11 protein-coding genes are annotated in these 14,217 nt (G+C 42.1%); 5 read left to right on the forward strand and 6 right to left on the reverse strand.

The annotated features are described in order from the left end of the window. Positions 1–11 precede the first annotated feature (11 nt). Together clpP and tig are read right to left on the reverse strand one after the other, a co-directional pair. Complete coding sequence (gene clpP, locus XZ46_RS23910; RefSeq protein WP_006623565.1) at positions 12–725, reverse strand: ATP-dependent Clp endopeptidase proteolytic subunit ClpP; 714 nt, start codon at positions 723–725, stop codon at positions 12–14. Positions 726–928: 203 nt separating this feature from the next. Then, entirely contained in the window at positions 929–2,329 is a 1,401-nt protein-coding gene (gene tig / locus XZ46_RS23915) for a trigger factor (protein WP_008055364.1), read from the reverse strand. A 368-nt stretch (positions 2,330–2,697) separates the two neighbouring features. Between tig and XZ46_RS23920 the strand changes: the two genes are divergently transcribed. From XZ46_RS23920 to XZ46_RS23940, 5 genes are all read left to right on the forward strand, one after another. Further along, a complete protein-coding gene (locus tag XZ46_RS23920; protein WP_006623567.1) occupies positions 2,698–3,714 on the forward strand; it encodes an aspartate-semialdehyde dehydrogenase in 1,017 nt (338 codons plus the stop codon). Between the two features lie 69 nt (positions 3,715–3,783). Beyond that, positions 3,784–4,677 (forward strand): 4-hydroxy-tetrahydrodipicolinate synthase, encoded by an 894-nt coding sequence (gene dapA / locus XZ46_RS23925; RefSeq protein WP_046318374.1) that lies wholly within the window; start codon positions 3,784–3,786, stop codon positions 4,675–4,677. A 150-nt stretch (positions 4,678–4,827) separates the two neighbouring features. Continuing rightward, positions 4,828–6,726 carry a ribonuclease J gene (locus XZ46_RS23930; RefSeq protein ID WP_008055361.1) on the forward strand — a complete coding sequence of 633 codons (1,899 nt, stop codon included), beginning with the start codon at positions 4,828–4,830 and terminating at the stop codon, positions 6,724–6,726. A gap of 291 nt (positions 6,727–7,017) precedes the next feature. Further along, entirely contained in the window at positions 7,018–9,528 is a 2,511-nt protein-coding gene (locus tag XZ46_RS23935) for a sigma 54-interacting transcriptional regulator (protein WP_008055359.1), read from the forward strand. A gap of 44 nt (positions 9,529–9,572) precedes the next feature. Next, on the forward strand, positions 9,573–10,646 hold the full coding sequence (locus XZ46_RS23940; protein ID WP_008055357.1) for a DUF262 domain-containing protein: 1,074 nt from the start codon (positions 9,573–9,575) through the stop codon (positions 10,644–10,646). 144 nt (positions 10,647–10,790) lie between these two features. Here the strand turns inward: XZ46_RS23940 and XZ46_RS23945 are convergent, their stop codons facing one another. From XZ46_RS23945 to menH, 4 genes are read right to left on the reverse strand one after another with little or no spacing between them, the layout of a single operon-like run. Further along, positions 10,791–11,732, reverse strand: a complete 942-nt coding sequence (locus XZ46_RS23945; protein WP_008055355.1) for an o-succinylbenzoate synthase — start codon at positions 11,730–11,732, stop codon at positions 10,791–10,793. 10 nt (positions 11,733–11,742) lie between these two features. Beyond that, positions 11,743–12,501 carry a ParB N-terminal domain-containing protein gene (locus XZ46_RS23950; RefSeq protein WP_006669532.1) on the reverse strand — a complete coding sequence of 253 codons (759 nt, stop codon included), beginning with the start codon at positions 12,499–12,501 and terminating at the stop codon, positions 11,743–11,745. A gap of 3 nt (positions 12,502–12,504) precedes the next feature. Then, positions 12,505–13,362, reverse strand: coding sequence for a ParA family protein (locus XZ46_RS23955; RefSeq protein WP_008055353.1), 858 nt, complete (start codon positions 13,360–13,362; stop codon positions 12,505–12,507). Positions 13,363–13,399: 37 nt separating this feature from the next. Next, on the reverse strand, positions 13,400–14,206 hold the full coding sequence (menH, locus tag XZ46_RS23960; protein ID WP_008055351.1) for a 2-succinyl-6-hydroxy-2,4-cyclohexadiene-1-carboxylate synthase: 807 nt from the start codon (positions 14,204–14,206) through the stop codon (positions 13,400–13,402). Positions 14,207–14,217 lie beyond the last annotated feature (11 nt).

Below are 14,217 nucleotides of genomic sequence, written 5' to 3' on the forward strand. Positions count from 1 at the left end.
ATTGCCTCGTTTTATGTTGCGCTAACAGATTCTCCGGGAACCGGAAGATTCTGTTTTAGGATCACATTATCTATTAGACCATATTCTTGAGCTTCGGCGGCAGACATAAAAAAGTCTCTCTCGGTATCAGCATTAATGCGCTCTATGGGTTGGCCGGTATGTTGGGCTAAGAGTGTATTCAGGGTGTGCTTGTGATAGAGAATTTCTTTGGCTTGAATTTCTATGTCTATTGCCTGTCCTTGAGCGCCTCCGAGGGGTTGGTGAATCATAATGCGAGAGCTAGGTAAGGACATCCGTTTCCCAGCGGTACCGGAAGCGAGGAGAAATGCGCCCATACTGGCGGCTAATCCATAACATATTGTCACCACATCGGGGCGAATTTGTTGCATGGTGTCGTAAATTCCCATACCTGCGGTGACTGAACCGCCAGGGGAGTTGATGTAAAGTTGGATATCTTTTTCGGGATCTTCTGATTCCAAAAACAACATTTGGGCGCTTACGGCATTGGCTACTTCATCGTCAATGGGTGTTCCCAGAAAAATAATGCGATCGCGTAGTAGACGGGAATAGAGGTCAAAAGCCCTTTCTCCCATTCCCGACTGTTCAACTACCATGGGAATGACACCCGCTGCAGATGAGTTAATAGTAACTGGTTGTGAACCACTAATTATGTGGCTGTTACGGGTGCTGCCAATGGAATCACGGGAATACTCAGAGATCATCATAAAGCGGATGGTAATTTAATCTTATGGTGGTTTTACGGTTAATGTACAGTTAATTGAAAATGTTAGGGACGGGCGCGAGGTGATTGTTGGGGGAGAAGAACAGAGCAACGGACTGAAAATTAGTGCGATCGCCTTTCTTTCCCCCACTCCATATTAGCGCTTTTCCAGAATTTTGGCACCTGAGCCCACTGGTGGTCAAATAGCTAGTCGGTAACGACTTCAGCTTCAGCGACGACCACTTCTTCTGAATCTTCTGAATCTTCTGGTTCTTCTTCCTCTGGGGTCAAAGTACCTTCAGGGACTAATTCAATGGTGGAATGTTCTTCGAGCCATTGGTAAGTCTTTTGGCTAATCAGGTCATCAGTAACCACCATGCGTAGGCGATCGAGGTTCACTTCTTGGCCTTGAAGTTGCTCCATCATTTCTTCGGACTTAGCTTGAATTTCCTCCTCGGTGATAGTGATGGACTGTTGTTTAGCGACTTCTTTGATAGCCAAAGTTTCCTTGAGTTGAGCGATCGCATCAGGGCGCAGATGTTCTCGCATCCGTGGTACAGTTTCACTGTTAAACAGTTGTTTAAGGTCAATGCCCATATTACTCAACTGCATAGCCTGCTGAGTCAAGAGGCGGTCTACTTCTTCCCTAATGAGGGTTTCCGGCAATTCCACTTCCATTTCTGCCACTAAAGCCTCAGCCAAAGCCTTGTGTTTATTCGCCGTAGTTTGTTCAGCTTTTTCTTCCTGAAAACGCTTTTCTAGGGACTCCCGCAGTTCTGCCAAAGTCTCAAACTCGCTCACTTCAGCCGCAAAATCGTCGTCCAACTCTGGCAACTCTTTTTCTTTAAGTTCCAGTAGAGTAATGTTAAAAGTAGCGGGACATCCAGCCAATTCCGGTTTACCATAGTCAGCCGGAAACTCAATGTTTAACTCTTTAGTTTCCCCAGGACTCATGCCTTCAATGCCTTCGGTAAAGCCAGGGATAAACTGACCTTCCGTGAGTTCCACTTGGTAGTTATCACCTTGTCCCCCTTCAATTTCTTGGGGTTCAGTTGCTCCGGTGGGGGTAAAGTATCCCTTAAAGTCAACATAGGCTGTATCACCTTTTTGAGCGGGTCGGTTTTCCACCGGGACTAAGGTTGCCATTTTCACCCGTTCACGTTCGAGGATCTCATCAACTTGCTGCGGATCAAATTTGACCTCTTCAGCTTGGACCTGAAAATCCTGGTACTTGTTGAGTTTAACTTCTGGTTCGACATCTACAGCCGCTTTGATGGTGATGGGTTGACCAGGTTCGTACTGTTCGATCAGTTCTTCAATATTGCCAATTACTTCAAAACTGCCAATAGCCGGAATTTTCTCTTCTTCAACAATTTTTGGGAAATATTCCTGCATCAAATCATCGAGGGCCGCCGCTTTAATCCTAGAGGGTCCTAGTCGCTGCACTAGGATATGGCGGGGGACTTTGCCTTTTCGGAACCCAGGAATATTGGCAGAACGAGCATATTGGTTGATTACCTTCTCATAGGCTTTTTTGGAGATTTCTGGAGAAATTTCGATATCCAGCCCAACTTGGCTGGCGGGAAGTTTTTCCTGGGTTACTTTCATGATGTACCTTTGATGTACCTTGTTTAAGCGCGGACTAAGGAAAGCGAGCTATCTAAACTGCTGTCTGGCCCTAAAGCCTAGACTGTTTGCTTCCAGATGCTGACAGTTCGTGGTATGGTAGTGTCATTGTTTCTGTACCACGATTTTAACTCTGGAGGACTATAATTGATAGACTAGCCAATATTTGATGCTATCAGTAGATGGGTCGAAATGGGTAGCGATCGCTATTGACCGTCACATCAACTGTCGCAGTTACCGATATAATAGCCTCTAGTATAGATACAAGACTGATTAGCCTTATATATTATTAAAATTTCTGATTGATTCTCAGATGATCGATTGTCTAAAGTTCCAGGGAGGAAGTCAATTTGTCAAAATCCTATAGAGTTGCTATTTTGGGCGCGACCGGAGCCGTGGGAACCGAGTTGCTGGAATTGCTTTTGAGTCGTGATTTTCCCCTGTCAGAGTTGAAGCTATTGGCTTCTCCCCGTTCGGCGGGAAATAGTCTCCGTTTTGGAGGAGAGCAACTGACAGTAGAAGCAGTTGGCGATCGCAGTTTTGATGGGGTAGATTTGGTATTGGCTTCCGCCGGAGGATCTACTTCTAAGCAATGGGCTCACAAAGCTGTAGCAGCCGGGGCGGTTGTAGTGGACAACTCCAGTGCCTTCCGCATGGACCCCCAAGTTCCCTTGGTGGTGCCGGAAGTGAACCCAGAAGCAGTAGTTAATCATCAGGGGATTATTGCGAATCCTAACTGCACTACTATTTTGATGAATGTGGCAGTTTGGCCCCTGTATCAGGTACAACCACTGCGGCGTATAGTAGTATCTACTTATCAATCCGCTAGTGGTGCGGGAGCCAGGGCTATGGAGGAGGTGAAAACCCAAGCCAGGGCGATTTTACAGGGAGAAACTCCCCAGGCGGAAATATTCCCCTACCCCTTGGCTTTTAATCTGTTTCCCCACAACTCGCCTATCAATGATTTAGGCTATTGTGAGGAAGAGATGAAAATGATTAATGAGACGCGGAAAATTTTTGGTGATGACAAGTTGAGAGTTTCCGCGACTTGTGTACGGGTTCCCGTACTCCGTGCCCACTCCGAGGCGATTAACTTAGAGTTTGAGCAGCCTTTTGATGTGGCTAAGGCGCGGGATGTCCTGAGTCAAGCCCCAGGGGTAAAGTTGGTGGAAGACTGGCAGGCTAATTATTTCCCAATGCCTATTGATGCAACGGGCTGCGATCCGGTTTTGGTGGGTCGTATCCGCCAGGATCTTTCTCACCCCTGTGGGTTGGAATTATGGCTGTGTGGCGATCAAGTTCGCAAGGGAGCGGCTTTAAATGCAGTCCAAATTGCTGAATTATTGGTAAGTAAAGACCTTCTGTAAGTCCCCCGTGTGGGGTGGAATAACTGAGAACAAGACGGCTAACTATACGGCACAATTGACACAAAAGAAATGGTAAGTTTTGGCAGAGTAATGACGGCAATGGTAACGCCGTTTTGGGAAGATGGTAGCATTAACTATGCAGAAGCAGAGCGGCTGGCGGCTCACTTGGCGGCTAATGGCAGTGATACTCTGGTTGTGTGTGGAACCACTGGAGAGTCTCCGACTCTGACTTGGGATGAAGAACATGAGTTGTTTAAGGTGGTTCAGCAGGCTGTGGCGGGTAAGGCTAAGGTGATTGCTGGTACAGGGTCGAATTCTACCCAGGAGGCGATCGCCGCCACTCAGAAAGCAGCTAAACTGGGGGTAGATGGTTCTTTGCAGGTGGTTCCCTATTACAATAAGCCTCCCCAGGAGGGATTGTATCAACACTTTTTGGCGATCGCCTCAGCTTGTGCAGATTTGCCGATTGTGTTATATAATATTCCTGGGCGTACCGGACAAAATCTCCAGCCCGAAACCGTGGCACGTTTGGCATCGGTTCCTAATATTGTGGCTATTAAAGAGGCTAGTGGCAGCCTAGACCAAGCTAGTCAAATTAGGCAGTTGACACCTAAAGAGTTTCAGATATATTCTGGGGATGATTCCCTGACTTTGCCACTGTTAGCAGTGGGCGGGACTGGGGTGGTGAGCGTAGCGAGTCACCTGGTAGGGAAGCAAATTCAAGATATGATCCAGATGTTTGAAGCGGGTCGGGTGCAGGAAGCAACGGAAATTCATATCAAACTCTTCAGTTTGTTTAAAACGTTGTTTATCACTACTAATCCTATTCCGATTAAAGCGGCTCTGAAATTGTTGGGCTGGAATGTGGGTCTGAGTCGGTCTCCTATGTGTGAACCATCCCCGGAAGTGATTGAAAAGGTCAAGGGAGTTTTGGGAGAATTGGGTTTGATTGAAACTCGGTAAATCAAAGAAAAATCTAAATCTGAGTTTCAGACAATTGAATAGCTGTGATGATTCCTAGGTGTTGATTGCTAGTCAATTGATACTTATAAAAGGTTGTTGAAACCGGGAAAAATCAACCATGGAAAACTAAGTAATTAATGAGGTATCATTATGTCAAGCAACGGCAAATCTTACACCAGAACTAGACCTTCTGCTAGGTCAGTGAAAATTACCAAAAAGTTGGATAATTTACCCAAAAACCGGGAACAAACCCCGGAAGATAACTATCCGAAATTGAAAATAATTCCCCTGGGTGGACTCCACGAAATTGGCAAAAATACCTGTGTATTTGAGTATGAAGATGAAATCATCATCCTAGATGCTGGTTTAGCCTTCCCGACCGATGGAATGCACGGGGTAAATATAGTTTTACCAGATGTCACCTACCTGCGGGAAAATCGGGATAAAATTAAGGGTATGATTGTCACCCACGGTCACGAAGACCATATCGGTGGGATTGCTTTTCACCTGAAACAGTTTGATATTCCCGTGATTTATGGTCCGAGATTAGCCATGGCTCTGCTTCATGGTAAACTAGAAGAGGCGGGGGTGAGCGATCGCACTGAATTAAGAACAGTAAGACCTCGCGATATAGTGCGTATTGGCAAAAACTTCCTGGTGGAATATATCCGCAATACTCACTCAATCGCTGATAGTTTTACCGTAGCAATTAATACCCCAGTGGGAGTAGTTATCCACACGGGAGACTTTAAGGTGGATCATACCCCCGTTGATGGCGAATTTTTCGATTTTCAGCGGTTGGCTGAATATGGGGAAAAAGGGGTTCACTGTCTGCTGAGTGATTCGACTAACGCGGAAGTGCCTGGGTTTACTCCCTCGGAGGCTTCCGTTTATCCGAATCTGGAAAGAATTATGGCGACCGCTTCTGGACGGGTGTTGGTGACGACTTTCGCTTCGTCCGTTCACCGGGTAAATATTATTCTGAGTATTGCTCAAAAATTAGGGCGCTCTGTGGCTGTGGTAGGGCGATCGATGTTAAATGTCATCGCTCATTCTCGGAATTTAGGTTATATAAAATGTCCTGATAATCTGTTTATTCCTCTCAATGCTATTCGCAGTTTACCTGACGAAAAAGTGTTGATTTTAACCACAGGTTCCCAGGGTGAACCCTTGGCGGCGATGACCAGAATTGCTAATGGCGCTCACCGACAAATTAGCATTAAACAAGGGGATACAATTATCTTTTCTGCTAACCCAATTCCCGGAAATACCATTGCGGTTGTCAATACTATTGATAAGTTGATGATGCAGGGTGCTAATGTGGTTTATGGCCGCCATCATGGTATTCATGTTTCCGGTCATGGTTGTCAGGAAGACCATAAACTGATGTTGGCGTTGACTCGTCCTAAGTTTTTTGTTCCTGTACATGGTGAACATCGGATGTTAGTACAACACAGCAAAACCGCTCAAAGCATGGGTATTCCACGGGAAAATATGGTGATTATCAATAACGGTGATGTGGTGGAGTTGACCGAAAATTCCATTCGCGTTGGTGGTAAAGTTCCTTCTGGTATTGAGCCGGTCGATTCCTCCCGCACTGGGTTTGTGCGTGATGATGTCCTGAAAGAACGCCAACAGTTGGCTGAAGATGGCTTAATTACTGTAGCGGTCGCTGTTAGTGATGAGGGGAAACTTTTGGCTATTCCTGAAACTCACCTGAAAGGGGTGGTGATGACTGCTGATCAGGCTACCTTTAAACAACAGATTGTTAAGGTGATTGAGGCGACTTTAAGCGATCGCTGGTCTGAGTTGAGCCGCTCCTTTGGTAATGGCGAAGGTAATCAAATTGATTGGGTGGGGGTACGCACCGAGATTGAAAGAGCGATCGCTCGTTTGTTGCGGCGTGAGTTACAAAGCAATCCTCTGTTAGTGGTGTTGATGCAAACTCCCGAAGAAAGTCCTGATTCTACCGCTTCTTCTACTACGGAAACTCCTCAGCCAGCTACCGGACGCAGAAGACCTCGCACAGCCGCTCGTGTCGCTTCCTAATTGACTGGAAAAGTTGCCATAAGTGAGCGGGTTTAGCAGCTTCAGATTTAACACTGGTCGCTGCTATCCCGCTCCGGCTTTGCTTGACCGTCAGACTCTCAAGTGTGTTAGTTTTTTTGCTGGCTGAAAAATACGGCAGCCAGAATAATTAACCCTAGTAATACGAGGGGAACTAACAGAGATAAAATAGGCGTATGAGTTGACATGATTTTGTCGGAATTGTGGGTTTTGTCTTAATCTGTGTTATAATTTAGGGTAACTTTTTCGGTGAAAGTTATCCAGGGAGAAACCATGAATCAAACTGATCTGGTGCAATGGTTGCAGGAAAGAACTGCACTGAGCCTCCTGGATGATGAAATATTACAGGCGATCGCACCTCAACTGGAAGAACGCACCATTCCTATAAATACCGTCGTGGTGACTAAAGGAACTTCCCCAGATCGGCTTTATATTTTGCGATCGGGTGATTTGGAAAACTCAGACGCACCCAAGGCCGATCAGTATTTACCAGGAATGGCTATTAATCTGCAATCGTTACTGTTAAATAATCCAGTTCAACAAACATTAATTACCCGAACAGATTGTCAATTTTGGGTGATGAAGGCTGGAGACTTGCAAAAGTTGGTAGAAGCCTATCCAGAAATCAATCAAGCCTTTTCTCAGCAATTAGCCGAAGAAGTAGAGGAACTTTCCGCTCAATTGGTTTATGAGCAGGAAAGGTTAGCAATTTTACAACCCTATTTGATTCCGAGAGCGCGGCGGGGAATTGTCGGAAAAAGTCGTTATGCGGTGAGGTTGCGATCGCAAATTAAAGAGGCTTCTAAAAATCGTAAATCCGTCCTAATTTTTGGGGAACCAGGAATCGAAAAAGACAACTTAGCAGCTTTGATTCATTTTGGGTCTGATGACCGCCGAGAACCAGTAATTCAAGTAAATTGTTCTAAACTCCAAACCAGTGGCGCAGATTTATTCGGACGGACAGGGGGAAAATCTGGGTTAATTGAAGCCTTGGGAAAGGGAACTTTAATATTTAATAATATCCAAGAATTACCCCCAGAATTAATCCCCGCCATCTCAAATTTATTAGAACTAGGAACTTATATTCCGGTCAGTAAAGGGGCCGCTGAAACCGTCAATGCTAAAGTTTCTCAAGCTCGGATAATCATTATATCAGAAAAGATGGTCGCTAAGATTGAAACCTTAGTCGAAACCGTGATTAAAGTGCCACCTTTGAGGGTAAGAAAATCTGATATTGGCGATTGGGTTAATTATAATATTAGCCTGATTTGTCGGAATAAAGGTATTAACCGAGTCCAGATGACCCCGGAAGCCTTGCGACGACTACAAGCTTATGATTTTCCCAATAATTTGCGGGAATTACGAAACCTCGTAGAAAGAGCGATCGTTCAACTTCAAGGCTGTACAGAAATCACCGAAGAAATTATTTGGCCGTCTCAAACTAAAAAGCAGCAATTCCGAGTTAATTTATTAAATACCTATCCGAAATTCCGCAAATTTCTCAGAAGTCCCTGGTGGCCGGATCGGATTAATTATGGCTTTACTGTAGCTGTTTTTGCCGCCGTCGTGGCGATTTTATTCCTCGGTCCTCAAACGCGATCGCAAAATTTCGCTCTCAACCTATTTTGGGCCTGGTGGTGGCCATTAATTTTGTTAATCTTCCCATTTTTAGGTCGCGTATGGTGTGCAGTTTGTCCCTTTATGATTTACGGAGAAATCACCCAAAAACTATCTCTCTGGCTGTTTCCGCGTCAATTAAAAAAATGGCCGAGACAGTCAGCCGAAAAGTGGGGAGGGTGGTTTTTATTCGGTTTATTCACCCTAATTTTACTCTGGGAAGAATTGTGGGATTTACCAAATACTGCCTATTTATCAGCTTGTTTATTGCTACTCATTACCGCCGGAGCCATTATTTTTTCAGCTATTTTTGAAAGGCGTTTTTGGTGTCGTTATCTCTGTCCTATTGGCGGTATGAATGGGATGTTTGCCAAATTAGCCATCACCGAATTACGCGCACAGCAGGGAACCTGTTCAGCCGAATGCAACACCTACCAATGCTATAAAGGAGGACCCCAAAAAGGCGAAGGAATGGAAACAGCCGGATGTCCTTTATATTCTCACCCAGCACAATTAGAAGAGAATCGAGATTGCGTATTGTGTATGACCTGTTTAAAAGCCTGTCCTCATCGTTCAGTCGAGGTCAATTTGCGACCCCCAGGAATTGAATTATGGACTACTCATATACCTCGCACCTATGAAGTAGCTTTGCTATTTTTATTATTAAATGCCGTATTTTTGCATCATTTACCCCAACTACAACAGTATTTTAATTTTAGCCTAAATTTAGATAATTTCTGGATACATTTAAGCCTGTCAACCGTAGTCTTAGCTTTACCTGCTATAATTCCCGGTTTCGCTGATCTGATTTATCGTTTAATTTCCCCAAGAAAGCCTCGTAAATTTATCGAGTTAGCTTATGGTTTACTTCCCTTTGTGTTAGCCATTAATTTGGCTCATTATCTACGGCTAGGGTTAGCAGAAGGTGGCAGAATTTTACCAGTTACCCTTGCTACTTTTGGCTTAGATGGTTCCAGTCTCCCTGTTTGGGTTGCTCATCCAGCCGTCATTGAGTTTTTACAGGGAACCACCTTATTATCCGGGATATTAATCGCCATTTTACTCACACAAAAAATTGCCCGCCAACCTATCAAAACCTTATTACCTCAACATTTAGCCACCATTATTTTAGGTTTCATCTCATGGAAAATAGTGGTAGGATTTTAGCATATTAATAACTTCTACTACACCAAATATCTAACTAATTATATATGCCAAAAACCGCACGCCAAAATTTAGAAGATAGTGATGAAGAACTACTTACTTTTAAGTATTCAATAACCAGTTATGGTGCTGATTATCCGGTTGATAGTTTAGTTAAACGGATGAAAAATGGCAGCATATATGTACCACAATTTCAACGAGGATATGTCTGGGACCATAGAGAAGCATCTCGTTTTATTGAGTCCCTATTATTGGGTCTACCAGTACCGGGAATTTTTCTCGCTAAAGAACAAGATACTCAAAAACTTCTAGTTATTGATGGTCAACAAAGGTTAAAGACTATTCAATATTTTTATGATGGGGTTTTTGAACCTAATCAAAGGGAATTTTACTTAACCAAAGTCGCTGATGAGTTTGACGGATTAACTTATCAAACTCTGTCAGAAGAGGATAGACGTAGACTCGATGATTCAATTATACCTGCTACCATTGTTAAACAGGATGAACCCTCAGATGATAATAGCAGTATTTACTATATTTTTGAGCGACTTAATACCGGTGGTCAACAATTAAAACCTCAAGAAATTCGCGCCTGTATCTATCACGGAGAGTTTAATAATTTATTAGCAGAACTTAATTATCATCAGTGTTGGCGAGATATATATGGTTCCCCAAAACCTGATAAACGTATGCGAGATCAGGAAATGATTTTGCGTTTTCTGGCTCTCTATTTTGAGGGTGATAACTATCAAAAACCTATGAAAGGCTTTTTAAATCAGTTTCTGGGTCAAAATCGCTATTTGAAGAAGTATGATAAATCAGCAATCCAACTGGTTTTTATTCGCACTATTGAAACTGCTTATGAAGTTTGGGGAGGTCGAGCTTTTAAACCGAAAAATCAGATTAATGCAGCAGTTTTTGACTGTATTATGGTGGGTTTAGCTCGTCGATTAGAAAAAGGGTTGATTAATGATAAAGAATCACTCAATACTAATTATCAACATCTTTTAAAGAGTCAAAATTTCCTAGATGTAACTGTCAATAGTTCGCGTACTACTGAGAAATCTATTGTGCAAAGTCGCCTCAGTCAAGCTATCAATGCTTTTGAAAATGTACAATGAAAAATGTAAAATGCGTTATAAACAGCAGTAATAATTAGAGTATATTATCAAAATGCAGTTAAACTTGTTGATATGCTTGAGGAATTGTGTGAGGGTAAATCTGTTTAAAATGTGATCATTATGGGATGATTAATCATTTCTTAGTTAATCAGTATCGACAAACCAGTGATTAATACCAAATCCTACCGCGCGATTAGATTGACATAATTCTGCGGCTAATTTTAGTGACGCTTTTTGACCTATTTCGGTTTCAAATACTGAAGAAAATACCCCATCAATCCCTAAGCTATGATATAATTTCCTTAACTGCTTTGGAGAACCTACTATAGCTGGTTTAATCACAAAAATACCTCGCCAACCTTGTTGATAACATTGGTTGATTTGGGTGAGGGTCGCTACAGATTCATCTAAGGCTATGGGGGTTAAATGACCCTTAGTTAAGGCTAACATTCCCTCTAACTCATTAACACCTAGGGGTTGCTCTAAAAACTCTATTTTAAAGCTAGTATCTCCGAGGTTTATTCTATCACAAATATCTAACCAGCGATCGCCTTCCGAAAAATTTAACCCACCATTCGCATCGAGTCGCAGCGATAACCCTTGAATTTCACTCATTTGGCTGGCTAATATCTGCAACCAATTCAACTCATTATCAATACTATCAACCCCAATTTTCCACTTGAGAGTTTTATATCCCCTATTAACTAAATCTTCCCAACCAGATAAAGCCGCTTTTCCTGTGGGAAGCAGTCCACTATTTTCTAGCTTAGGTATTTCCTTATCATTTCCCTGTAATTCAGTGAAAGCAGACTCCAAACCAAACTGACAAGCTGGGAGACTCATAGGAATCGAAAAAATCAGATTTTCTGTAATTATCCCAGGTAGACTTTCACAAAAATCCATAGCCTCCCTGAGAGTTTCCGACCCAAACCAACTAAGAGGCGCAATTTCTCCCCAGCCAACTTTACCCCTTTCGTCCATTAACTCAATAATAATCCCTTCCCTAACCTCCCAGAGTCCGTGATGAGTTTTTAAAGGCTGTTTAAATTTACGGGAGTATTTATTAAAGTTAAATTTAATAGTCATTGAATTGCATTTAACTAGACCAAGCATCAATAATTTTAATCATCGTTTTGTCCGCTAAACCCTTAACACTAGCAATCACTTGTTGATAATTGGTGAATTTACCCAGTTTTTCCCTGGCTTCAAAAATGCCTTTAGCTAGGTTGTTAGCATTACTAATATTAGACCTATTCAATCGCCTAAATAACTCCTCTTGAGTCAAACTATTGAATAAATCGAGGGGGTTAATAATGGGTTGATTTGGCGATTCTGACTCTCTCATTGAGGAAGGTTGGGCAGATTCTATGGCTTTAAATCGCCGTTCATTTTGTTGTTGATAATCCCTCAATTCCTGCTGAATTTGAATCACATAGTTTTCTAGTCGTTGTTCAAGATTATTTAACCGAGACTCTAAATTAGGAGATGGAGATGTGGTTAATGTTAGGGTTTCCCCTATCTGATTATTTATCAAACTAGGAGTTACCGTAAAACTCTCAATTAACTCGACCTGTTTTAATACCTTAGCCTCATGTTTCTCAGCAATCACAAAAGCATTAACCATCTCAGCTTCGCGGGGGTCTTTTTCCCTAGCCTTGACCGCCGCATAATATTCTAAATCCCCTGAAATAACTTGATAACTTTCTAACCCTTGCATTTTCAGGATTAAGGGTTTGATAATTCCCCCACATTCTAAAATGTTATCGGCTAACTCCTCTAATTCAGATTCCGAAAAATTAGACCGAGGGACATTGGAATTAATGCTTTTAACATCCACTAAGAAAAATCTGATCATGATTTATTTACCTAACTTTTCTAAAACTTCCTCTGTTAACTGTACAAATTCCATCGCCGCTGGTGAATCTGGCGCAAATTCTAGCACAGATTTGGGGTCTGGTATCTCTAAATCTCCCATAGTTATAGTCTGGTTGGTACATTGAGACAAAACTGTTCTTTCAAAGATTATGCTATTCATAATCGGTAAATTATGGGAATTTAACAGGGATTCTTTTTGCTTGGGAAAGACATAATTTAAAAATTTAGAGTTGGTGGATATTTTGGATGGCAATATTCCCAAGATTTCTAAATTATTTTTACCAATTAAGGCGCGAAATTCATCAATTTGACTAATAAACTCCAAGACGGTAGGTAATCCTTGATTAGCAAAGGGTTTTAAGTCTGATGGGATGATTAAATAATCCGCAGCATATAAGGCAATTTCTGTATAAATATCCCGCGATGGAGGAGTATCAATAATCACGATATCATAATCTTCTTCAACTCGTTTTAGCTTGGTGACTAAACGGGTTTTATAAGATGCAACTTGGTTCAGTTTAGACTGCTTTTGAATTAAGTTAATATGGGAAGGTATGACATCAATTTCTGGGTGATTGAATCCGTCGGTTTTTCTGACGACATCGGGAATAAAGTCATAATCACCTGATTCGATAACATGGGAAACATTGCGATCTCTTAAATCATCATCTTCCACAAATAAAAATTTCATTAAGCCAGTCGCAAAGGTAGAGTTGGCTTGAGAGTCTAAATCGATAAGTAGTATTTTGTGACCTTGTTTTTGTAAACTGGCGGCTAGGTTAATGGCGATGGTGGTTTTACCTACTCCACCTTTATTATGGTAAATAGCAATAGTTTTCATACCTGGTTATTTAAGGCTTTGTTAAAAATTATCATATTTAGACAATAAAATCAAGGATTAAGTCTCCCCAAATTCTGGGATTTTCGGCGTGGACGTTATGACCACAGCCGGGAACTATGATCATGGTTGCGAAGGTACATAAATCCGTAATTTCTCGGTTGATTTGTTGAAATTTATGGTCAAATTCTCCCACTAATAATAGTAAAGGTATCTGATTTTGAGATAACTTATCCCAGAGTGGTGGCTGGTTTCCGGTTCCCGAATTAATGAGAATTTTAGCTAATTGATTGGGGTTATTTTGGAGTCGATCGCCTATAATTTTATCAAAAATGGGCGAGTTTTTCAAGGATGTAAATAGGGGTAAACTATACCACCAGTTGAGGAAGTCTTCAAAAGGGATATTTTGTAACTGATCGGCTATTTTATCATCTGATAAACGTCGCTGCGATCGCTCAATTTCCGTTTTCAGTCCCGGCGATGCTGATTCCAGAATTGCTTGCTTAAATCGTGTAGGATAGTGTAAAATCAAATAGAGTCCTAAACGACCTCCCATAGAATATCCAACCAGGACACAATTATCAATTTTCAGGTAATCCAAAAGACCAATTAAACCGGAGGCGATCGCTGGGATTTTATAGGCTTCATCTCCTGCTAATACCTGAGTTTTTCCTTGTCCTGGTAAATCAATAGTTAAGCAGCAGAAATCATCAGGAAGGGAGGATATAGCCAGGTCAAAGTCTCGGCAATTTCCCATAAAGCCATGTAATAGCAAAATTATAGGCTGAGTGCGATCGCCTTTTAATTCACCATAAAAACTATAACACCCCACCCGCCATTGTGGCATTTAATGCACTC

The organism is Limnospira indica PCC 8005 (assembly GCF_000973065.1).
In the GTDB taxonomy this organism is placed as follows: domain Bacteria; phylum Cyanobacteriota; class Cyanobacteriia; order Cyanobacteriales; family Microcoleaceae; genus Limnospira; species Limnospira fusiformis.